This window comes from Streptomyces sp. NPDC030165 (assembly GCF_055573595.1).
The window spans coordinates 61208-81758 of sequence record NZ_JBVIBD010000011.1; the positions used below are offsets into that span (position 1 = coordinate 61208).

General features: G+C 71.9%; 23 protein-coding genes and 2 pseudogenes. 8 read left to right on the forward strand and 17 right to left on the reverse strand.

Features of this window, described 5'->3' with window-relative positions; genetic code table 11:
* Positions 1-7 precede the first annotated feature (7 nt).
* Positions 8-388 (reverse strand): VOC family protein, encoded by a 381-nt coding sequence (locus tag ACZ4Z1_RS21660; RefSeq protein WP_468488228.1) that lies wholly within the window; start codon positions 386-388, stop codon positions 8-10.
* A gap of 286 nt (positions 389-674) precedes the next feature.
* Entirely contained in the window at positions 675-971 is a 297-nt protein-coding gene (locus ACZ4Z1_RS21665) for a DUF6158 family protein (RefSeq protein ID WP_468488229.1), read from the reverse strand.
* A gap of 390 nt (positions 972-1361) precedes the next feature.
* On the opposite strand from ACZ4Z1_RS21665, the gene ACZ4Z1_RS21670 reads away from it, so the two are divergent.
* From ACZ4Z1_RS21670 to ACZ4Z1_RS21690, 5 genes are all read left to right on the forward strand, one after another.
* Positions 1362-1817, forward strand: a complete 456-nt coding sequence (locus tag ACZ4Z1_RS21670) for a CBS domain-containing protein (protein ID WP_468488230.1) — start codon at positions 1362-1364, stop codon at positions 1815-1817.
* A gap of 173 nt (positions 1818-1990) precedes the next feature.
* Positions 1991-3472 (forward strand): phosphatase PAP2 family protein, encoded by a 1482-nt coding sequence (locus tag ACZ4Z1_RS21675; RefSeq protein WP_468488231.1) that lies wholly within the window; start codon positions 1991-1993, stop codon positions 3470-3472.
* An 81-nt stretch (positions 3473-3553) separates the two neighbouring features.
* The gene (locus ACZ4Z1_RS21680; protein ID WP_468488232.1) at positions 3554-4426 is read left to right on the forward strand and encodes a methyltransferase domain-containing protein; all 873 of its coding nucleotides are present in this window, start codon (positions 3554-3556) and stop codon (positions 4424-4426) included.
* A gap of 90 nt (positions 4427-4516) precedes the next feature.
* Positions 4517-5698, forward strand: a complete 1182-nt coding sequence (locus ACZ4Z1_RS21685; RefSeq protein WP_468488233.1) for a CapA family protein — start codon at positions 4517-4519, stop codon at positions 5696-5698.
* A 91-nt stretch (positions 5699-5789) separates the two neighbouring features.
* Positions 5790-6140 carry a VOC family protein gene (locus ACZ4Z1_RS21690; protein WP_468488234.1) on the forward strand — a complete coding sequence of 117 codons (351 nt, stop codon included), beginning with the start codon at positions 5790-5792 and terminating at the stop codon, positions 6138-6140.
* A 357-nt stretch (positions 6141-6497) separates the two neighbouring features.
* On the opposite strand, the gene ACZ4Z1_RS21695 is transcribed toward ACZ4Z1_RS21690, so the two are convergent.
* From ACZ4Z1_RS21695 to ACZ4Z1_RS21715, 5 genes and pseudogenes are all read right to left on the reverse strand, one after another.
* Complete coding sequence (locus ACZ4Z1_RS21695; protein WP_468488235.1) at positions 6498-7421, reverse strand: NADP-dependent oxidoreductase; 924 nt, start codon at positions 7419-7421, stop codon at positions 6498-6500.
* 271 nt (positions 7422-7692) lie between these two features.
* Complete coding sequence (locus ACZ4Z1_RS21700) at positions 7693-8127, reverse strand: hypothetical protein (RefSeq protein ID WP_468488236.1); 435 nt, start codon at positions 8125-8127, stop codon at positions 7693-7695.
* 98 nt (positions 8128-8225) lie between these two features.
* On the reverse strand, positions 8226-9317 hold the full coding sequence (locus ACZ4Z1_RS21705; RefSeq protein ID WP_468488237.1) for a glycosyltransferase: 1092 nt from the start codon (positions 9315-9317) through the stop codon (positions 8226-8228).
* 220 nt (positions 9318-9537) lie between these two features.
* On the reverse strand, positions 9538-9777 hold the full coding sequence (locus ACZ4Z1_RS21710; RefSeq protein ID WP_468488238.1) for a hypothetical protein: 240 nt from the start codon (positions 9775-9777) through the stop codon (positions 9538-9540).
* A gap of 256 nt (positions 9778-10033) precedes the next feature.
* Positions 10034-10096 (reverse strand): annotated as a pseudogene (locus tag ACZ4Z1_RS21715) (mini-circle protein); the annotation flags it as partial.
* Positions 10097-10185: 89 nt separating this feature from the next.
* Between ACZ4Z1_RS21715 and ACZ4Z1_RS21720 the strand changes: the two are divergent.
* A pseudogene (locus ACZ4Z1_RS21720) lies at positions 10186-10380 on the forward strand (helix-turn-helix domain-containing protein); the annotation flags it as partial.
* Positions 10381-10639: 259 nt separating this feature from the next.
* Here ACZ4Z1_RS21720 and ACZ4Z1_RS21725 read toward each other — a convergent pair.
* The 3 genes from ACZ4Z1_RS21725 to ACZ4Z1_RS21735 all read right to left on the reverse strand — a co-directional run bounded on the left by ACZ4Z1_RS21725 (position 10640) and on the right by ACZ4Z1_RS21735 (position 12864).
* Positions 10640-11221 carry a GNAT family N-acetyltransferase gene (locus ACZ4Z1_RS21725; protein WP_468488239.1) on the reverse strand — a complete coding sequence of 194 codons (582 nt, stop codon included), beginning with the start codon at positions 11219-11221 and terminating at the stop codon, positions 10640-10642.
* 85 nt (positions 11222-11306) lie between these two features.
* The gene (locus ACZ4Z1_RS21730; protein WP_468488240.1) at positions 11307-11927 is read right to left on the reverse strand and encodes a TetR/AcrR family transcriptional regulator; all 621 of its coding nucleotides are present in this window, start codon (positions 11925-11927) and stop codon (positions 11307-11309) included.
* A gap of 64 nt (positions 11928-11991) precedes the next feature.
* Positions 11992-12864 (reverse strand): 3-hydroxyacyl-CoA dehydrogenase family protein, encoded by an 873-nt coding sequence (locus tag ACZ4Z1_RS21735; RefSeq protein WP_468488241.1) that lies wholly within the window; start codon positions 12862-12864, stop codon positions 11992-11994.
* A gap of 152 nt (positions 12865-13016) precedes the next feature.
* Between ACZ4Z1_RS21735 and ACZ4Z1_RS21740 the strand changes: the two genes are divergently transcribed.
* Positions 13017-13754: an acetoacetate decarboxylase gene (locus tag ACZ4Z1_RS21740; RefSeq protein WP_468488242.1), complete on the forward strand. Its 738-nt coding sequence runs from the start codon at positions 13017-13019 to the stop codon at positions 13752-13754.
* Between the two features lie 260 nt (positions 13755-14014).
* On the opposite strand, the gene ACZ4Z1_RS21745 is transcribed toward ACZ4Z1_RS21740, so the two are convergent.
* The 5 genes from ACZ4Z1_RS21745 to ACZ4Z1_RS21765 form a co-directional block, all read right to left on the reverse strand.
* Positions 14015-16048: a DUF5107 domain-containing protein gene (locus tag ACZ4Z1_RS21745; protein WP_468488243.1), complete on the reverse strand. Its 2034-nt coding sequence runs from the start codon at positions 16046-16048 to the stop codon at positions 14015-14017.
* A gap of 230 nt (positions 16049-16278) precedes the next feature.
* Positions 16279-16884, reverse strand: coding sequence for a hypothetical protein (locus ACZ4Z1_RS21750; RefSeq protein ID WP_468488244.1), 606 nt, complete (start codon positions 16882-16884; stop codon positions 16279-16281).
* Positions 16881-17900 carry a WXG100 family type VII secretion target gene (locus ACZ4Z1_RS21755; RefSeq protein WP_468488245.1) on the reverse strand — a complete coding sequence of 340 codons (1020 nt, stop codon included), beginning with the start codon at positions 17898-17900 and terminating at the stop codon, positions 16881-16883. Before ACZ4Z1_RS21755 ends, ACZ4Z1_RS21750 begins: the two co-directional genes overlap by 4 nt.
* The gene (locus ACZ4Z1_RS21760) at positions 17897-18211 is read right to left on the reverse strand and encodes a DUF2563 family protein (protein ID WP_468488246.1); all 315 of its coding nucleotides are present in this window, start codon (positions 18209-18211) and stop codon (positions 17897-17899) included. The genes ACZ4Z1_RS21755 and ACZ4Z1_RS21760 overlap by 4 nt, the downstream gene beginning before the upstream one ends.
* Before the next feature lie 265 nt (positions 18212-18476).
* Positions 18477-19097, reverse strand: a complete 621-nt coding sequence (locus ACZ4Z1_RS21765) for a hypothetical protein (protein ID WP_468488247.1) — start codon at positions 19095-19097, stop codon at positions 18477-18479.
* Between ACZ4Z1_RS21765 and ACZ4Z1_RS21770 the strand changes: the two genes are divergently transcribed.
* Entirely contained in the window at positions 19081-19416 is a 336-nt protein-coding gene (locus tag ACZ4Z1_RS21770) for a DUF6204 family protein (protein WP_468488248.1), read from the forward strand. The two genes, ACZ4Z1_RS21765 and ACZ4Z1_RS21770, sit on opposite strands and share 17 nt — an antisense overlap.
* A gap of 120 nt (positions 19417-19536) precedes the next feature.
* On the opposite strand, the gene ACZ4Z1_RS21775 is transcribed toward ACZ4Z1_RS21770, so the two are convergent.
* Both ACZ4Z1_RS21775 and ACZ4Z1_RS21780 read right to left on the reverse strand, forming a co-directional pair.
* Positions 19537-19914, reverse strand: a complete 378-nt coding sequence (locus tag ACZ4Z1_RS21775; RefSeq protein ID WP_468488249.1) for a glyoxalase superfamily protein — start codon at positions 19912-19914, stop codon at positions 19537-19539.
* On the reverse strand, positions 19914-20456 hold the full coding sequence (locus tag ACZ4Z1_RS21780; protein ID WP_468488250.1) for a GNAT family N-acetyltransferase: 543 nt from the start codon (positions 20454-20456) through the stop codon (positions 19914-19916). The genes ACZ4Z1_RS21775 and ACZ4Z1_RS21780 overlap by 1 nt, the downstream gene beginning before the upstream one ends.
* Positions 20457-20551: the final 95 nt, after the last annotated feature.

Consider the following 20551-nt stretch of genomic DNA (forward strand, 5'->3'; position numbering starts at 1 on the left):
TGGTAGGTCAGAGGTGTTGGGGGTCGGCGAGGATGTCCCACTCGATGTCCTGGTCCCGCTCACGCACCAGGGTCGCGCCCAGCCGCAGCAGACGACCGGTGTCCCCCCACACGTCCAGGTGCATCCGGTTCTTGACGGCCTTGGGCTCGGCGACCGGGTTGATCCAGATCAGCGGTCCGCGGCCGGCCGGATCGACGATCGGGACCGGCCGGGCGCGCGGCTGTTCCTCCCCCGCGGCGGGCGGACGGCGCACGTGGCCCATGGCCTCGCACCACCAGTCGGCGAGCGCGCGGTGGTCGCGTGCGTCCAGGGCCAGGTCCTTGAAGCGGGCGGGCGCGCCGGGTTGCTGCGGCGTGGCGCCTGCCGTGGTGTGTCCGGTGTCCGCCATGTTTTCCCTCCTGACCGGCCGTCGGCCCGGCGGCCGGTCACCGCATCGGATCACCGCATTATGGCGAACCGGCCGTGCGGGGCGGGGCCCGGTGGCACGGAGCACGAAAGGCGCCCGGGCGCGGAACCCCACATTCCGCGCCCGGGCGCTCCTCCCCACTGCCCCGTCGCCCTGGCTCCCGGGGCCTTCTCCGTGGCCGCTCGGCCGGTCACCGGGTACCTGCACGGCGCCCGCTCAAACGTCCCGATGTCACCGGACGTCGTCGAGGACCGGTGTCACGGGGCGGTCAGCCGGTACGGGCGCGGGCTCCGGAGCGGGTACGGCCGGAGGCGACCCAGCGGCGCGGATGGCGGCGCAGGTACTCGCCCTCCAGCTCCGCCATGCGCGCGTTGTGTGTGGCGAGCGCGTCGGTGGAGCCGTGCAGGAGGGTGTCGTGGCGGGTGCGGTGGATGGTTTCCAGCTCGCGCAGCAGCTGCTGTTCGTCGAGCCGGGCGGGCGGGACCCCCAGGGTGGCGGAGTCCGGTGTGGCGGCCTTCGTCTCCGCGGGCCGCGGGGAGTCCGTGGACGTGTCGTGGGACGGCATCGGGGTTTCTCCCTCCGTGTCGGGTGCGTCCCTTCGGGTACCCGCTCGCACAACCACCCGGACACGTCCGGCGGCAGGCTCGCTGCGAGCCCCGGAGGCAGGCATGGAACTCGGATTCCTCACCCCACTCACTACCAGGCCGGGCCCCGGCTCCGCGGCCCGTGCCGGCACCTCGGACCACCCGGTCCGACCGGTCGCCTCCTTCGATCGTACGAGGACCGCTCCGGCTCGGCGCGGCGACCGGTGCCATCGCGACGTGTCCGGTGCCGTCGGCGCGCTCCACGACGCCCCGGGGTGACGGGCCCCGGGGCGCTCCCGTGCCCCGGGCCGCCCGGCCCCGCCCGGCCTCTCCTGGCTCCCGCCGGCCCGACCGAGAGAAGGCGAACAGCAATGGCACAGTTCGTGAGGGACGTCATGACCCCGGATGTCGCGGCGGTCCTGCCGGACGCCTCGCTCGTCGAGGCGGCGCAGCTGATGCGCGCGCAGGACATCGGGGACGTCCTGGTGACGCAGGACGGCGTGCTGCTGGGGGTGGTGACGGACCGCGACATCACGCTGCGGGCGGTGGCCGACGGGGTCGATCCGCTCGCCGTGTCCTGCCGCTCGGTGTGCACCCCCGAGCCGGTCTGTGTCGCCCCCGACGACCGCATCAGCGAGGCGGTCACGCTGATGCGTACGAACGCGGTGCGGCGGCTGCCGGTGGTCGAGAACGGGACGCCGGTGGGGGTGGTCAGCATCGGCGACCTGGCCCGTGCGCAGGATCCGGACTCGGCGCTCGCGGACATCAGCCGGGCCGCCCCGGACAGCTGGCCGGACGTCGGGAACGCGGGGCCGGGCACCGTCTGAGGCCCGGCTGCGGCCGTGCGGCTGCCCGGCCGACCGGACCGACCGGACCGACCGGCCGACCGGCCGACTGATGCGACCGATTCGACCGACGGGAGTGGCTGCGGATGCGACGGACGACGCGGGGAACCCCGGGGCTGCTGTATGTGCCCCGTTCTTCGGGGTACAGGTGGGCCATGCGAAAGCTGCTGAGCGCCTGGGACCGCGAGATCTTCGACAGCGTCGCGGCACGGCACTGGCCGGGCGCGCAGCGCGTGCTGCCGAAGCTGACGCGCACCGCCGACCACGGACTGCTGTGGATGGGGATCGCGGCGGGCGCGGCCGCCCTCGGCGGGCGTCCGATGCGCCGGGCCGCGCTGCGCGGGGTGGCCTCGCTGGCGGCGGCGTCGGCGACGGTCAACACCCTGGGCAAGCGCTCGGTGCGGCGCAGCCGGCCGCTGCTGGAGGCGGTACCGGTCATACGGCAGCTGAGCCGGCAGCCGTTCACCACGTCCTTCCCGTCCGGCCACGCGGCCTCGGCCGCGGCCTTCGCCACCGGCGTCGCGTTCGAGAACAAGTGGTGGGGCCTGGCGCTGGCGCCGGTAGCCGCCTCCGTGGCGTTCTCCCGCGTCTACACGGGCGTGCACTACCCCGGTGACGTCCTGGCGGGGGCCGCGCTCGGTGTGGGCGCGGCGCTGGCCGTGCGGGGGCTCGCGCCGACCCGGGCGCAGCTGGCGCCCCCGGCGCGGCCGGCCGCCGACGCGCCCCCGCTGCCGCAGGGACGCGGGCTGTTCGTGGTGGCCAACCACGCGTCCGGGCAGCGCACGGGACCGCGCCCCGACCGGGTGCAGGAGGTGCGCGGTGTGCTGCCGGAGGCCGAGGTGGTGCTGTGCGGCGACCCGGAGTCCCCGCCGATGGACAAGGCGCTGGAGGAGGCTGCCGAGCAGGCCGAGCAGGCCGGCGGCGCGCTGGGCGTGCTGGGCGGGGACGGCACCGTCTGCGCCGCGGCGGCGGTCGCCGTACGGCACGGTCTGCCGCTGGCGGTGCTGCCCGGGGGCACCCGCAACCACTTCGCGTACGACCTGGGCATCGAGACGCTCGCGGACGCCGCCCGGGCGGTGGAGAGCGGCGAGGCGGTCGCGGTGGATCTGGCCGGGTTCCGTACCGCGCCGGGCCAGGACCCCACGTACTACCTCAACACCTTCTCCGTCGGCGCGTACCCGGAGCTGGTGCGCGTGCGGGAGGAGTGGGCGGGCCGGATCGGTGCCTGGCCGGCCGGGGTGCTGGCCGCCTGGAAGGTGCTGCGGACGGCCGACCCGGTGACGGTGGAGGTCAACGGGAAGCGGCGGGAGGTGTGGCTGCTGTTCGCGGGCAACTGCGCGTACCGGGGGCTGGGCCTGGCACCGGTGCGGCGGCACGACCTGGCGGACGGTGTGCTGGACGTACGCGTGGTGCACGGCGGGCGGCTGGCCCGTACGCGGCTGCTGACCGCGGCCCTGACGGGCGCGCTGCGGCACTCCCCCGTCCTGAGCGAGTCCCGGGTGCGCTCGGTGCGACTGGGCGGCCTGGCGCCGGACAGCGTGCTCGCGTACGACGGTGAAGTGACGGGCGCTCCGCGCGAGTTGACAATCTGCAAGGAGAACGAGGCGCTGACCGTCTACCGCCTGCTGCCCGGATAGCGAGACGGCTTTCTCATCATGCGATCGCCCGGCGTACGGTGACCACACCTGCCGACCGGGAGCGCGAAGGAGCCGTCCGCCATGCAGCACGAGTCCGCCGTCCACGCCCAGGGCCACGCGTCCGCCGCCCGCCCGCACAGCCACCGCGAGTCCGCCGTGTACACCCACGGGCACCATGAGTCCGTCCTGCGCTCGCACACCTGGCGCACCGCCGCCAACTCGGCGGCGTACCTGCTGGACGCGCTCGCGCCGCACATGGAGATCCTGGACGTCGGCTGCGGCCCCGGCACCATCACGGCCGACCTGGCCGCGCTGGTGCCGGACGGCCGGGTCACCGGGCTGGAGCACGCGCCGGACGTGCTGGAGCAGGCGCGGGCCACCGCCGAGGAGCGCGGCCTGGCCAACGTCCGCTTCGTGACCGGCGACGTCCACGCACTGGACTTCCCGGACGGCTCCTTCTGCGTCACCCACGCCCACCAGGTCCTCCAGCACGTGGGCGACCCGGTGCGGGCGCTGCGCGAGATGCGCCGCGTCACCGGGCCGGGCGGCGTCGTGGCCGTACGGGACGCGGACTACGCGACCATGACCTGGTACCCGGCGGTCGAGGGCCTGGACGGCTGGCTGGACCTCTACCACCGGGTGGCCCGTGCCAACGGGGGCGAGCCGGACGCGGGCCGGCGGCTGCGCGCCTGGGCCCGTCAGGCGGGTTTCGCCGATGCCGCGATCACCTCGACGGCGAGCGCGTGGTGTTACGCGACACCGGAGGAACGTTCCTGGTGGAGCGGCCTGTGGGCGGACCGGACGGTGGCCTCCGCGTACGCCCGGCTGGCGGTGGACGGCGGCCACGCCACCACGGCCGAACTGGACCGGATCGCCGCGGCGTGGCGGGAGTGGGGCACGCGGGAGGACGCCTGGTTCGGCGTGCTGCACGGCGAGATCCTGTGCCGGGTGTGAATTCCCTGCCGGGTCCGGAACCTCCACGGGCCCTGACCCGACCGCCACAACCGACGCGAACTATCTCATTCCAGACGGTATGAAAGATCCGTGACAGGAACGCACGGACCGGCCGCCCTGGCAGCAGGGGCAACAGTGGCAGCACTGGCTCTCCTGGCGGCGGGCTGCGGTCCCCAGCAGCCCGCCGCGGGACGCCACGGCGCCACCTCGGGACAGCCCGCGAAAGCCGCGGTCCCCGGCGGCTTCACCCTCCTGGCCACCGGCGACGTGCTCCCGCACACGGAGATCATCGAGCAGGCCCGCAAGGACGCGCACGGCCGCGGCCACGACTTCGGCCCGATGCTCGCCGGCGTCCGGCCCCTGGTCTCCGGCGCCGACCTGGCGATCTGCCACGTGGAAACGGTGTACGGCGAGGACGGCGGCCCGTTCACCGGCTATCCCGCGTTCAAGTCGCCCCCGCAGGTCGCCGCCGCCCTCAAGGCCACCGGCTACGACTCCTGCTCCACCGCCTCCAACCACACCCTCGACGACGGCCCCGCCGGGATCCGCCGCACCCTCGGCGCCCTGGACGCGGCAGGCGTACGGCACGCCGGCTCGGCCCGTACCGCCGACGAGGCCGCCCGCCCCACCGTCCTCAAGGCGGGCCGGGCGAAGGTCGCGCAGCTCGCGTACACGTACGGCACCAACGGCATCGCCGTACCCGAAGGGCAGCCCTGGTCGGTCAACCTCATCGACCGGGACCGCATCCTCGCCGACGCACGGACCGCCCGGCAGGCGGGCGCCGACGTGGTCGTCGTCAGCCTCCACTGGGGCACCGAATGGCAGCAGGAACCCGACGGACAGCAGCGCACCCTCGCCCACGCACTCACCGCCGCCCGCACCGGCGACCGCCCCGACATCGACCTGATCCTCGGCACCCACGCCCACGTCCCGCAGGCGTACGAGAAGGTCAACGGCACCTGGGTCGTCTACGGCATGGGCGATCAGCTGGCCGGTTACATGTACAACCCGCAGGGCGCGGTCGACTCCCGCGGCAACCAGAGTTCGATGGCCCGCTTCACCTTCGCACCGCCCGGCGCGGCGGGCCGGCGCTGGACCGTGACCAAGGCGGAGTTCACCCCGCAACTCACCGACGTGAGCAACGCGTTCCGCGTCGTCCCGCTGACCGCCGGCGCACCCGGCGGCTCCGCGCACGCCCGGGCCCGCGACGCCGTGCGCGAGGTGGTCCTCTCCCGCGGCGCGGCCGACGACGGGCTGACGATGACGGGTTGACGGGGCGGCGGGTCAGCGCGTTCACGGGATCTCTTCCGATGAATCCCGCAACTGATCGCGTACGGCGAGGCACCCCAACTACGCTCGTCCCATGGACATTCTGGGGACCTCTTTGCGGGTGTGCGTGACCGACCTCGACGCCGCGATCGGTGTGTACGAACGACTGACCGGCGCCGAGGCGAGGCGCTTCGAGCACGGCGGCGTATCGGTCGCGGCCGTCGGCTGCTTCTTCCTGATGAGCGGCCCGGAGGCGCAGCTGTCCGTCCTCAGCAAGATCACCGCGACGCTCGCCGTCAAGGACGTGGACGACGCGGTGGCCGACCTGACGGCGGTCGGTGCGCAGATCATCGCGGGCCCGCTGCCGACCCCGATCGGCCGCAACCTCGTCGCCCGCCATCCGGACGGCTCGGTCTTCGAGTACGTCGACCGGAAAGCGGCCTGATGCCCGGCTCCGGCACGGCTCCGCCGGCCGGCTTACGCCCGCCGCACCGCGCCGTGCCGGACACGGTCACCGAGGTGGTCGGGCGGGTACGTCCGAACACCTCGGCCTGCCCACACCGTGCGCCGCGTGGGACCTCGGGCAGCTGCTCGCCCACATGACGGGGCGGAACCACGGTCTCGCCGCCGCGCACGGACAGGTCGCCTCGGCCGCCGACTTCGCGCCCCGGCGGGTGGGCGACCCGCCCGGCGCGGCGCCCAGCCTCGACCACGTCTCGACCACGTGCCGACCCTCCCGGGCCGCTCCCCCGACTGGCCGAACGACGCCCGACGCACCGCCCCTTCTGCTCCCCCGCCCGGGTCAGGAGACCTCCAGCACGATCTTCCCGCGCGTCCGGCCCTCCTGACTGCGGCGGAACGCGTCGGCCGCCTGCGACAGCGGCAGCACCGTGTCGACGTGCACGGTGAGCTTCCCGGCGTCGGCGAGATCGCCCAGCGTGGCCAGGCCGGCGCTGTCCGGGCGCACCCACACGAGGTGCCCGCCCTTGTCCCTGACGGCGTCGTCGGCGACGGAGGCGACCCGCGAGCGGTCCCGCAGCAGTTCCTGCGAGACGTCGATGACGCCATTGCCGACGAAGTCCAGGGCCGCGTCCACCCCGTCGGGCGCCAGCTCGCGCACCCGGCCGGCCAGGCCGTCGCCGTACGTCACCGGATCGGCGCCCAGGGAGCGCAGGAAGTCGTGGTTGTGCTCGCCGGCCGTACCGATGACGCGGGCTCCACGGGCCACCGCGATCTGCACGCCGAGCGACCCGACACCACCCGCCGCGGCGTGCACCAGGACCGTGTCGCCCTTGGTCACGCCGATCCGGTCCATGGCCTGGAGGGCGGTGAGGCCGGCGAGCGGCAGCCCGGCGGCCTGCTGCCAGCTCAGCGCGGCGGGCTTGCGCGCCAGGGTCCGTACCGGAGCGGCGACCAGCTCGGCGAACGTACCGTGCTGGACCTCGTCCTTGCGGACGTAGCCGATGACCTCGTCACCGACGGCGAACTCGGTCGCGTCCACACCGGTCCGCTCGACCACCCCGGCCACGTCCCAGCCGGGAATCAGCGGGAAATGCACGTTCATCATCGGATCGAGATAGCCCGCCAGGATCTTCCAGTCGACAGGATTGACCCCGACCGCCTTCACCCGCACCAGCACCGCATCGGGCGCCACCTTGGGATCGGGCTGATCGCCGTAGGTGAGCTGGTCGGGGTCGCCGTAGCTGTGCGTAATGACTGCCTTCATGATGATGTCTCCTGAATGAGATGGCCGCAGGACGATCCTGCCTGCTCCACGGCCGACCGGCGACTCGCCCCTCGGAGCGGTTCTCGGCACTTTCCGGTGTTTCCGTGCAGGAACCCGCGTCGTCCGCTTGCCGGCGTCACAGCCGAAGTCGTTCTCGCCGCCCGGCACGTCCCTGCGGAACGAGGCCGAGGGTGTCAGCCACAAGATGCATTGACGGTCGGCCACGCGGCCCGGGCCACAGGTGTCGCACGGTGATCGGCAGCGAATTCCGTCAGCGGACCTGTACCGTCGCCACGTCCGAGGTCCGCCAGCGCACGGGGTGCCGGTCGTGCGGGCCGGTCAGCCCGTACATCACCGCACGGAATTGCAGTGGACCGCGCTGCGCGGCCTTGACGTGAGCCACGGCCTGCGCGTCCCCGCCGTCTTCCCTGGCCACCGTGGCGCCGCAGGCCACCTGGCGCCACGTTTGCCCGCCGATGCGGTCTTCCAGGCATATCCGCTGGTAGGAGGCGGCGTCGTCATTCCCGTGCGCGGTGACGGTGAACGTCTTGCCGACAGCGGTCGTGGGCGGCGCCGTGAGGCCCAGGGAGCCCTTGGCCTGTGCGGGCACGGCGGCAAGCGCCAGCAGGACCAGTCCCAGCCCACCGGTCACGGCCACGCGCCGTCGGCTCGATGTCTTCGTCCCGGTCTTCGTCGTCCTGGTCATGGATTTCCCTTCTGTGAATGCCACATGGCACCACTGAGCATTGCGTCGTCCGCTCATTGAGTGACGGGTGGTCAGGACCCTTGCCACGCGGGTTGCGTCTACAGTTCCGTGATGACGAGCGGCGGCAACTGCGCCAGCTCGGAACTGGCGACGGTCATGGCGTCGTCGTAACAGGAACTGCCGAGGATGGCCGTCATGGCGTCGGCGATCTCATCGTGTGCCGCCGTCAATTCCAGCGCGCGTCCGAGGCCACGCCGTGCGAATGCGGCGACGTTGTCGGGCTGGTCGGCGAGAATGCCCAGCCCCAGTACGGGCGTTGTGCTCTGCACCGCGTCGAGCAGGGAAGCCCGGCCTCCGTGCGTCACGAACAGGTCGGCGCGGCGCAGGAGCGCGGGCTGCGGGACGTGCTTGACGACAGTGATGCGGGGGTCCGTGCTGTGCAGGTGCTCCGCGAGATCGCCCGCGGACACGATCGCGTCGCAGTCGATGGCGGACAGCGCGGCCAGGATCTCCTGGTACAGGCCCCCCACGGTCGTACGCAGCCCCGGCATCGCGGTGGTCAGGGTGCCGAGGCTCGCGTAGACGAGAGGGCGCGAGGAGGGTGAGCGGTCCAGCCGGCCGGGCAGGGCTGTCCGGTCTCCCACGACGGTGCGCCGTACCGCGTGCGCGGACGACGGGGGCGTCTCGTAGAACCACGGGGCCGGCGCGGGGGTGAGCAACGCCGGGAGCACCGGCGCGTCCAGCTCGTACTGCTTGTAGAGGGAGGCCAGCGCGGGTGCGACGTCGGTCTCCCAAAGGTCCAGCAGCACCGGTCCCAGCCCGTTGTCCGCTGCGATCACGGGCAGGTCCAAGACCTTCGCCGCGAGGTGCGCACCGAGATCACTGCACTCGGAGATCACCAGATCAGGCCGCGCCCGCGTCCACGCGGTGATCAGGTCATGGGCCTTCGCCTCGGCCTGATCCGGCCAGAGCCGACCGAAGACGTAGCGGTTGAACGGTGCGTTTCCCAACGCCTCCCAGATCTCGCTCGCTTCCCGCTGCACGGCGGGATCACAGGTCCAGTCGGTTCCGGCCTGGTGGAACTCCACGCCACGCCGCCGGGCTTCGCGGCGGAACATGAGGGGGGCGTACAGCGAGACATCATGGCCCTGTTCAAGGGCCGGACCGGTGACGTAATCGAGCGCGGACACATGCGAAGGTATCGGCTCAGCGGTGATTGCTATCCGTAAGGTCACGGAGTCTCCGAGGGGTTACCGGCGTGGTCCGGGCCGAGGCGGTCCGAACGAGGACCGCCGCGGGCACCGCCACCTGCCGTAAGGCTCACGCTCTCGCCCACTGTCGGCCAGGCATTGGGGCACCGCGGCGGCACACATCGCCAGGGGAAGAAGAAATCGGTCCTCGACCGGAGTATCAGCGGACCCAGATCTCGTAGAAGGAGTCGCCCTTGTTCACGCAGTCGACCTCGCTGTACCTGCCGGTGTCGACGTAATCCTGGCGCGCTTCACTTTCGCAGGCCTGCTCCGAGGAGTACCTTCCGCCGCCGGCGACCTTCCAGTCGGCGGCGGAAGCGGTGGTGGCGGTCAGCGGGACGGTGATCGCCGCGGCGCCGACAGCGAGACCGACAGCGACACGGGTACGCCATGACTTCATACGCAAATCCTTGCTCGTTTCTTGAGTCGGGACCTGAGTTCCACTCAGAGGCTCTTTTCTCTGCCGTCGTCGACATTACGTCCGGGCACAGCCGGCCGGCGCCGTTCGCAAGTGATCTACGTAGCGCATTACGTAATCGCCACGTACACACGTACAGAGGCCTCTGCGAGACGGGAGAGGCCGTGGCGAAGATCTCCGGGAGCCGGAGCTTCACGGTCAAGGCGGGCGGTGCAACGCCCGTGCGGCTCACAGGCGTTCAGCGGCCGGTCGAGCCGTCGATCAGTTCGCGGAGGATGTCCGCGTGACCCGCGTGCCGGCCGAGTGCTCATCGAGGCTCCTTGTGTCGGTGGGCGCCCAGTCTTGCCAGGCCCAGCACGGCCTGGCACGAAAACTTGCGGTAACGGCAAGATGGGCCCCATGGCCCCCAAGACGGACGACGACGTGCTGGACGCGGTGGGACCGCGGCTCCGTGCGCTGCGTCGCGACCGCGGCATCACCCTCGCCGCCCTCACGACGACGACCGGCGTCTCGCAGAGCACCCTGTCCCGGCTGGATAGCGGGCAGCGCCGGGCGACCCTCGAACTGCTGCTGCCGCTGGCTCGGGTTGCCGGCAGCGGCTTCGCGATGTGCCGATGCCGGTGCCGTTGCCGGGTCCGTCCGTACATGCTCTGAAGTGGTCATGGATACGACTGGAACACTCGCGATGTGGCGGCTCGCGATGTGGCCGCGCCCACCCCGGAGAACACACGGATTGCCTTCACTGCGGCAAAGCCCATTGATCCGGAAATCCGGGAAGCGCAGAATCTGAGCCCCACTCTCACGGACGGCGCCCACCGACGTGAAATACCCGAACCACCTCTGCTCAGCTCGCCGGTTCAGCCTTCTTACCGGTCTTTCCCTGCCACCGCTCTGCCGTCAACCGCCAGATGACATCAATTCCCACTTCACCGGGAGCGACAGGCCTTTCAGGCGCTGGCATGCGCTCGACCTCAGTGAATCCCAGGCGCCGGGCGACGGCTCCGCTGGCAGGGTTGGCGGCATCGTGATGAATTTCGATACGGTCGATGCCCGCGAGCTGAAAGCCCTGGCGGACAAGAGCCGCTGCGGCCATCGTGACCAGGCCCCGTCCGGTCCAGTGAGGGTGGAGCCAGTAGCCGATGTCGAGGCCGCCCGCTCCGATGCGGCGCATGAGTCCGCAGCTGCCGATCACCGCGGCACCCGATGTGATCGCGTAGCCGAAAGCTCGCCCGGTCTCCCACTCCTCTCGGCTTCGGGCCAGGTAATCAGCGGTCTGCTGTCTGCCGTGGTCGGCTGCCCAGGGCATCCACGGCACCAGATGGTCCAGCGACTCGTGGATCGCCCGTTCCAAGGCGTCGAGATCGCTCATGCGCCACCGGCGTAATGCGACCCGGTCAGAAATGAGGCTTTCGGCAGGCTCTTCCATGCACCGGATGCTCTCGCAGCCCAGCTGGGACCGACATAGCATTATCGGCTGCCCGTCCCCGGCCTGGCCTGGTCGAGCGCCGCCCTCAGCCTCGGTCCCCCGGTGCCCCAAGGGCGCGGACGAGGTGCGGAAGGGCGCGGCGGGCCAGGGGGGTGGGGTCGGTTTCGGGGGTGGGGTGGGTTACGCGCATGGCGGTGAGGCCTTCGTAGAGGGCTACGACCAGGCGGGCGAGGGCGGCGGAGGAGACGTCGGGGGTGGGTGCGGAGGATTCGAGGCAGTGGTCCAGGATCTCGGCCAGGCCGGTGTTGAGGCGCTCTTCGTGTTCGGCCAGGGCGCGCGCGACGTCCGGGTGGCGCGCCGCGTGCAGGGTGAATTCCATGGAGACCAGGAACCAGGAGCGCTCCTGTGCGTCGTGCGTGGCCAGGAGGTCGAAGACGCGTGCCACCGGGTCGGCGTCGTCCGTGAACGCCTCGACCTGGTGCCGTAGTTCGGACAGGAGCCGGTCGGTGTGCGCGTCGTACAGGGCGAGGAAGAGTTCTTCCTTGTCCCGGAAGTTGGAGTAGAAGGCGCCGCGGGTCAGCCCGGCCTGCTGGACGATGTCACTGATCGACGTGGCGTGGAAGCCGCGTTCGGCGAAGAGTGCGAGCGCACTGTCGGTGAGCGCGGCGACCGTGGCCGGCCGGCGCTTGGTGGGTGACTTGGGCACGTACCGCTCCCTGAGGTGATGGTTCCTCCCGAAGGGTACGTGCCCGCCCGTACCGGGCCTGCCGTCAGCCCTGCCGCTGGTAATCGTCGTAGAAGCCGGCACCGGTCTTGACGCCGAGGCGGCCCGCGTCCACGTACGTCCGCAGCAGTTCCCGGGGACCTTCGGGCAGCCCGGGGCGTTCGGCGGCGTAGTGGTTCTCGATGTCCAGGACGACGTCCAGGCCGACGGCGTCCATCAGGCGGAACGGGCCGGCCGGGGCATCCGTGTTGACCTGCCACATCCGGTCGATGTCGGCGGGCGTGGAGACGCCTTCGGCGACCACGGCGAGGCTCTCCCGTTTGATGGCGGCCCAGACGCGGTTGAAGATGAAGCCGGTGCTCTCCCGGTGGGCCTCGAACGGGTGGATGCCGTAGTCGGGCAGCACCCTCAGCAGCAGTTCGACGGCGCCGGGGTCGGTGTGGCCGCAGGACATCACGTCGGCGGCGTTCTGCCGCGGCGGCATGTAGAAGTGCAGGTTGAGCAGGCGCTCGGGGGTACGCACGCTGTCGACGAGGTGGCTCGTCGCGTACGACGAGGAGTTGCTGGCCAGGATGGCGTCCGGCTCGGCGAGCGCGTCCAGGTCCGCGAAGATGCGCTGCTTCAGGTCCAGGCGCTCGGGGACCGCCTCGATGACCAGCCAGGCGTCCGCGAGGGCGGGCGTCAGTTCGGTCACGGCCTCGACGGTGCCCGGGCGGCCGTCGCTGATCGTCTTCACCACTTCGGGCAGCTCGCGGGCCACGTAGGCGCAGGCCGCTTCGCCTGCTTCGGCGGCGGGGTCGTAGATGCGGACCAGGCCGCCCCGGGTGGCGAACATCAAGGCGATACGGCGGCCGAGCGTGCCCGCGCCGATGACGGCGACCGGCCGGTCCTGGTGGTCAAAGGGGAGGGTGAAGCTCATGACTGCTCCTGTCTCGTGGCCCCGCGGGGAGAGCGGGAGCGGGGCCGGCACGCGGGTGGATGTTGCACCCAACTTCTCGATACAGTGTGTATCCGATACACCTTGTATGCAACTGGAGGGGTGCCCGTCGCCCCCCGCCCGAGGAGCAGCCCATGCGCGCCGACCAGGTGACCGCCGCAGTGACCACCCCCCTGACCGTCCCGCTCTACCCCCCGCGGCCCACCCGCTTCACCGACCGCGAGTACTTCAACGTCGTCTACCGGACCGATCCGGACGCCCTGCGCGCGGTGGTCCCGGAACCCCTGGAGATCGCCGAGCCCCTCGTCCGCTTCGAGGTCATGCGCATGGGCGAGGTGGACGGCTACGGGCCGTACACGGAGTGCGGCCAGGTCATCCCGGTACGTCACGGAGCCGAGCACGGCGAGTACCTGCACGCCATGTACCTGGACTCCTTCGGCGCCACCGCCGCAGGGCGTGAACTGAGCGCCTACCCGAAGGTCGCCGGCGAGCCCGCACTGCGTCACGAGCGCGGCGCGCTCATCGGCACCCTCGATTACGGCAGCGAGCGCGTCGCCACCGCCACCATGGCCTACAAGTGGCAGCCGCTCGACCCGGAAAAGGCCCGCGCGCAGATCACCGTGCCCACCTTCGCCGTCAAGACGGTCCCCGGCTACGACTTCCGGCCCCGCGTCTGTGACCTGGTCCGCACGCGGATCACCGACCTCACCGTGAAGGAAGCCTGGCACGGTCCGGCCCGCCTCCAGCTCTTCGAGCACGTCATGGCACCCCTGGCCGACCTGCCCGTGCACGAGGTCGTCGACGCCAGCCACATCCTGACCGACCTCACCCTCGCCCCCGCCGAGCCGGTCCACGACTATCTAGCCGCCTGACCGGTCGCCGGCCGGGGCAGATCAGACCGGACCTCAGTCCCGGGAGCGCCCTCGCAGGCGCAGGATGCCCAGGGCGATGAGGCCGAGGGCCAGGCCCAAGGCGGGCTACATGAAGCCGGACGCGCTGAGGGTCCATCTCGACGCCCTGACCCTGACGGTGTCGGTCGCGAGGTGCCGCAGCGCCCACCAGGTGACCGGCCGGCCGAGCATGACGCCGCGGAGAAACCCCTGAGAGCGCGGCCCAGGTGGCTGTCGCCCCCTCACACCTCCCGCATCCGGAACTCATAGCGCTCCGGAAGCGGGTGCTCCGCGCGCGCCTTGTCGCGGACGGCAGGAGTGACAGGACCGGTGCCGGCGGTGAGGGCTTCGGAGACGGCGTACCAGGTGTCGCTGAGGGATTCGTCGCCTTCTCGGAGGTCGGGGACCTCGAAGCCGCGGTCGAAGACGGCGCGGGCCGCGGCGGCGTCGCCCTGGGCCAGGGCCACCTGGGCGGTGAGCAGGGCGAGGCGGCCGTCGGTGCGGGTGGCCTCGGGCAGGCGGGCGAGGGCGGCCGCGGCCTCGTCGGTGCGGTCGGCGGCGAGCAGGGCGGGGACCGCGGCGCGTACCAGGGCGGGGAGGAGGGGCGCGAGGTCTTCCGTGGCATCCGCGTCGGCGTTCGCGAGGTCTTCGTCCGGTACGCAGGCCAGCGCCTCCGCGTAGCGCTGCGCCGCGCGCTCCGTCTCGCCGGCGTATTCCTCGGCGACGGCGAGGCAGTAGAGGGGCCGGCAGTCCGTACCGTGGGCCAGGGCCCGTTCCCAGCTTCGGACGGCCTGGGCGCGGTCACCCGCGTGCCATTGGGCGATGCCCAGGTGGTAGTCGGTGCCCGGTCCGGGCGGCGCGGACTCCAGCAGGTCGCGCCACGGCGCGGCGACGAGGGTGGCGGCGGGCACGCTGCCGTCACGCGGGAAGTCGCCGGTGTGCAGCAGCGTCAGCCAGGGGCGCTGGTCGGGGCCGATGGTGGATTCGGCGAAAGGGGTGCCGGGCAGGTCGTGGCCGGTGCGGGCCCGTTCCAGGGCACCCCAGCCGGAGCCGGTGGCCAGCGTCTCCTTCGGTTCGGCGTCGGCGTACGGCCGCCAGGCGGCGAAGGCCGCCTCGACCTTCTCGCGCGGCAGTTCGGCTTCGAGCCGGCCGGCGGTCTCGCGGCGGGCCGCGGCCCAGTCCGTGCCGTGCACCACGGCGGGGTCGGCGGCGAGCGGCCCGTACGCCTCCAGCCAGGCGAACTCGGCACCGCCTTCGAGGCGCACGTGTTCCAGCTGCGTACGGGCCAGGCCCGCCTGGATCTCCGCGTAGCCGCCGGTGCCGGGCTCGGTGAGCCACTGCTGCCAGCGGCGGCCGGCGCGTCCGGCGCCCCACAGGAACAGCTTGCGGCCGCGCAGCGTGGCGGTGGAGGTGTGGACGAGGCCGTGGCCGGTGGCGTCGAGCGAGGCGATCCAGGGGCGGTCGCCGTCGGGGATGTCGTAGAAGTAGTCGGCGGGGTGTCGGCTGCGCAGCGGGTAGGTGCGGTCGGTGCCGCCGGACTCGGGGACGGGGACGCTGCGCAGCGTGTGCTCGTACCCGAAGTGCCAGGCGGTGTCCGCCGGGGCGAGGACGCGGGTGTGCTCGTCCTCGGGTACGGCGATGTTGGACCACCAGTAGGCGGGGGCGGCGTGCGGGTGCGGGTTGCGGATGCGGACGCCGACGAGGAGGAAGTCGGAGCCGTCCGGGAGCCAGAGGTCCACCTGGAAGGGGAGGTCGCGCAGCCGTTCCCACTCCCACAGGCGCAGCATCTCGCCGCCGTCGGGCGCCGGTACGGTCGCGGCGTGCACCGGGGCGCAGGAGAGGGCGGTGTGTCCGGTGGCTCCGATGTTCCATTCGATGCCGCCGGAGAACCAGGCGCCGTTGAGGGCGAAGTTGGCGGGCTGGAGCACGGGGTTGCGGTAGAGCAGTTCGCGGCCGGTGGGCTTGTGGTGGAGGGAGTGCACGCGGCCGCCGAGGCCGGGCAGGACGGTGGCGCGCAGCCGGTCGTTCTCGATGACGAGCGCGTCGAGGCTGCTTTCGGTGCGCGTACGGCCGTAGGCGGCGCGGAGGCTGACGGGCAGCAGGGAGTCCAGCGGGGCGTAGCGGAGCTGGCGGGCCATGCCGGGCGGCAGGTCCAGGTCGTCGGGCAGTTCGACGCGGTGGACGTCGCCCGGCGCGCGGACGGCGGGCAGCGGGTCGGCCGGGCCGACGGGCGCCGCGGGGAGGGTCAGGGTGGTGCGTCGTACGCCAGTGGCCACGGCTGCCTCGCAAGGTTGTACCGGGCCACCTCTGGTGCGGTGGCCGCCTGTTGACCATGGAACCCTGTCCGCGCGAGCCTGAAAAGGGCCTGTTGAGACCATGTGTGCCGGAAAATGCCGTCAGGTTCCGGTGCCGCGACGGTACAAGTACGGCGACGGAACCGGGCATCCGCCGGACGCGGCGCCCGGAACCCGTCACGAAACCGGAACCGGGCGCCCGCCCGGCCTTCTCAACCGCCCCGCGGAAAACACTCCACGAAATACACGGCGTGCTGGCTGCGCATCTCCACCCGGGCCCAGGATCCGTCCGTGAAGCCGATTTCGTAGGCGTCCGCGTCGATGTCCGTACGGTGCCGGATCCACGCCACCTGGGACGCGGGCGTGCTCCAGCCCGCCTCGACCGCGCCGAGTTCGCCGCGGCGGCGGCCGCGCTGCACATAGGTGACGTGCAGGTGGCGGTCGGTGAGCTGGAGTACGGGCAGCGCGTCGGTGGTCGGTACGCGGGGCCACAGGGCGGTGGCCAGTTGGCCCGCCAGACTTCCCCAGCCGCCCTTCAGGGGCTTGCCCTTCTTGCGCCGGGCGCCGAAGAGATCGGGAATCGGCTGGATGATGGCGTCGACCAGCCAGAAGACCCGCTTGGCGCCCTCCCAGCGGTCGCCCGGCAGGCGGCGGCCCGCCAGGACGCGGGGACGGTTCCACCGGCGTGGCTTGGGCAGCCGGTGCCCGGGGAAGGCCACTTCGTTCTGTACGAGCCGCTCATCACCCGGCAGCGCTTCGCCGGCCCGCTCCCTGGCTTCTTTGTACGGGACCCTGCCCAGCGCGACGCGCAGACTCATCCGAACACCTCGCGTACGGGCTTGGCCGCCCGCGGAGCCGCCTCGGCCAGCCGCTCGTCGAAGCTCTTGGGGTCGGGGCGGTCGGCGTACTGCTTCTGCTGCTCCGTGGGCGGCGGCGGCTTGCCCGCGTCCTGGTGCTCCACGTCCCACCGGTGGCCGCCGACGTCGACCCACTTGAGTCCGGTCGCGTCATGGAGCGCGGCCTCCCCCTTGTCGGCCCACTGGCCGGCCTTCTCGCCGACATCCACGCCGGTGTGGTGCTCGATGACGCTGTTGGCGAGCGGCGCCGCGTCGATGACGGCCCCGGCTGCCTTGGCTCCCGCGGCCCGCTTGACGACCTGTTTGACGCCCCTGCTGATCTTCTTGCGGGCGTTCTTGTTGCGCCACAGCGCCTTGGCCTTGATACGTGCCCTCCGCAGCTTCTGCAGGGCGCGCATCCGGTCGGCGAGGTCCTTGAGCTTGTCCGCCAGCTTGGCGGTGATCCGTACGGCCTTCAATGCCCGGTGCGTGGCCCCCGCGGCCCCGATCAGCGGGCCGATGGCCGCGCCGACGCCGGCCGTGAGGATCGCGACGATCGCCGCCGTCGCGGCGGCCACCAGCAGCGCCTCGACGATCTCGGTGATCAGCTCGATCATCGTCTCCTCGGCCTCGGTGCAGGCCTCCGCCGCCATCTCCAGGAGTTCGGCGACCGTGATCATGTCCTCGGCCTCGCCCTTCAAGGCCTGCTCGAACTCGGTCATGGTCGTGCCGAAGGCGGTGGACGCCTCCCCCGTCCAGGACGCCTGCAGCGTCCGGCGCTCGGCCTGGAGGTCGTCGACGACGCCCTGCATCTCGGAGGCGGCGGTCCGCCACTCGCGGGCGGTGGCGATCAGCTTCTCGTTGTCGCCGCTGACCTTCTCCAGGTACTCGTCGAGTCCGAGGCTCTTGACGGCGCCGCGGATCGTGGAGTCGAGCGCGCCCGCCAGCGGGTTGCTCCAGTCGACGTCGAACCCGATACGTTCCAGTGCCTGGCTCACGCCTGACCACCGCCCATGAGCCGGACCTGGTCGTCCTCGTTGGTGTCGTAGCCGTCGGCCGCCAGCCGCATGCCGTCGGCGATGGCCCCCAGGGACTCCTTGACGTCATGGAGATCGCTGACGGCTTCCTCGGACTGCTTGTCGTAGTCCGCCTTGAGGCTGTCGGACTCGGAGAGCATCCCGAACACCCCGCTGGACAGTTCCAGACCGCGGGCCCGGTTACGGATCTTCTCGACCCGGCCCGCCGCCTCGTCCACCGCGTTGGCATACCGGCGCAGAGCAGCGCTCTCGACGTCGTAGCCATTACCCATTAGGCCCTCCCGTGACCCCGTTGTCCGTATAGGGGCGCACTGCGACCACTTGACGCCCCATATACGAATTACTGCCATCTCCATTCCAAGTCTTTGCGGAAATGGGATGGCTGACCGCGCGAGATCACTGTAGCCACAGTCGGCGAGCGACGTCGCACGGGTGTGCCGACACCGGGCATGCCGACTCCGAGTACGCCGGCACGGGTTGCCGGCACCCGGGGCGCGACCATCGCCGCCATCAACGGGCAGGCCGTGCCGCCTGGAATCACCGGTTCAGCCCGGCACAGAATGGAACCCGCGCCGAAGAGCGGAGTGAAACGTGAATCGCATACTGGTCATCGGCGGTGGGGTTGTCGGCACGGCAACCGCCCTGGCGCAGTTCGGCGCTTCGGACGCAGTCACCGCACTCGGCTTTCCGCTGCGTTCGACGCGGCTTCTCGACGCCCGAGGAAGCGAGGTGGCGCACGCGCCGACGGGAGAGGCCGACGACGCGATGCTGCGGTATCGGCGCCTGAGCCGTGGCGAGTTGAATTCCGCATTGCAGGAGGAGGCCGTGCGCCGGGGCAACAGAATCGCACACGGTGCGCGGCTGTTGCCCTTCGGGAAAGGCCTTCGTCAGGTGACCGCGCATTTCGCGGACGGCGCCGTCGTCACCGGTGATCTGCCCATCGGCGCGGACGGCCTGAATGCCGTCGATGGCGGTGAGGTCGGCCTGTCCGCGGCCGGTGATCCGGGCGGCGCCCTCGCCGGCCGCGGCACCTACGGGGCCGTTGCGGGCGGGTGCCGTGCGGCGGCCCGCATGCCGTACCGTTGCGAGCGCATCGGTACGGCGAGGGCCGCCGTACCAGTGACGGAAACGAGGGCAGGCGATGGCGACGGACCACACCTACCGGGTGATCGTGCGGGGCCGGTGGGACGGGCTGACGGACGAGGCCAGGGCCCGGCTGCTGGCCGAGGCGGACGACCACGGCCCGGCGCAGCTGAGGTTCACGCCCGAGGGCTCGCTCGCCTACGACACGGCGCTGCGGTCGTTCACGTACCGGTACGTGATCGTCTCGGACGCGGCGGACGGCGAGGAGCTGGCGGCCGCGCTCGCCGAGGAGAAGGCGGAGGCGGCGCTGACCGCGGCCGGGTACGGCTACCGGGACCTGCGCTCGTCCGCCACCGACATGGACACCATGAAGGTCAACCGGAAGGGCCGCTGACGGCCGCCGGGCGGGCCCGAAAAGGCCCCGCCCGGAAGGCCGCAGCCGAGCCGCGCCCGGTGGTACCGGGCCGTGCCCGGGCCGCTGCCCGAGAGCCCGCCCGCACGGCGCCCCGGCGGCTCACTCCACCGGCGGCTCGTTGCACCGCAGCTGGTTGCCGAACGGGTCGGTGAGGGTCAGCGTCAGCCCGAGCTCGGCGTCCTCCTCCAGGCCGGGCCGCTGGAACGGGTACTCCTTGGCCGACAGTTCGGCGTGCAGCGCCCGTACGCCGCTCAGTTCGGCGTACACCACCGAGCCCGGTGTCCCGTCCCCGTGGTGCTCGGACAGGTGCAGGACCAGGCCGCCGCGGGACACCTGCGTGTACAGCGGCAGGTCCGGCGCGAAGCGGTGCTCCCAGTCGACGGCGCAGCCCAGGTACCCGAGGTAGAACTCGCGCGCCTTGGCCGGGTCGAGGACGCGCAGCACCGGAACGGGGTGCCGGAAGGTGATCTCGGACATCAGATCCTCTCGAACATGTCACTGGTGATGGCCCAGCGTTCGTGGTCCCGCCAGGCGCCGTCGATGAACAGGAAGTCGGGCGAGTAGCCCTCCAGCCGGCAGCCCGCGCGCCTGACCAGGGCGATCGAGCGTTCGTTGGCCGGCTGGATGTTGATCTCCAGGCGGTGCAGCCCCAGCTCGCCGAAGGCGTACCCCATGGCGAGCCGCAGCCCCTCGCTCATCAGCCCCCGCCCGGCGGCGTGCGCGAAGGCGCCGTACCCCACCGCCCCGCAGCGGAACGCGGCGTGCACGATGTTGTTGATGGTCAGAAAGCCGGCGATCCGGCCGGACTCCAGCTCACAGATCAGGAACCCTTCGCGCGAGGGCTCCTGGAGCTTGGCGAGGTAACCGTCGTAGGCCGCGTCGGTGGCCGGCGGGGAGAGCCACGGCCGCTGCAGCCGTACGCTCTCCCGTGCCCGCGCCGTGAACTCCGCCCGGTCCCCCGCCGTGAAGTACCGGAGCCCGACCCGCGGGCCGGTGGCGAGATAATGATCGTCAGCCATCGTCCGATCGTACGAAGCGGCGGGCCGGGGCGCCAGGCATATCGATCGTACGAGCGATTCGCTGCCCGGCGACCTGGCGGATGCGGGGGCTCCGG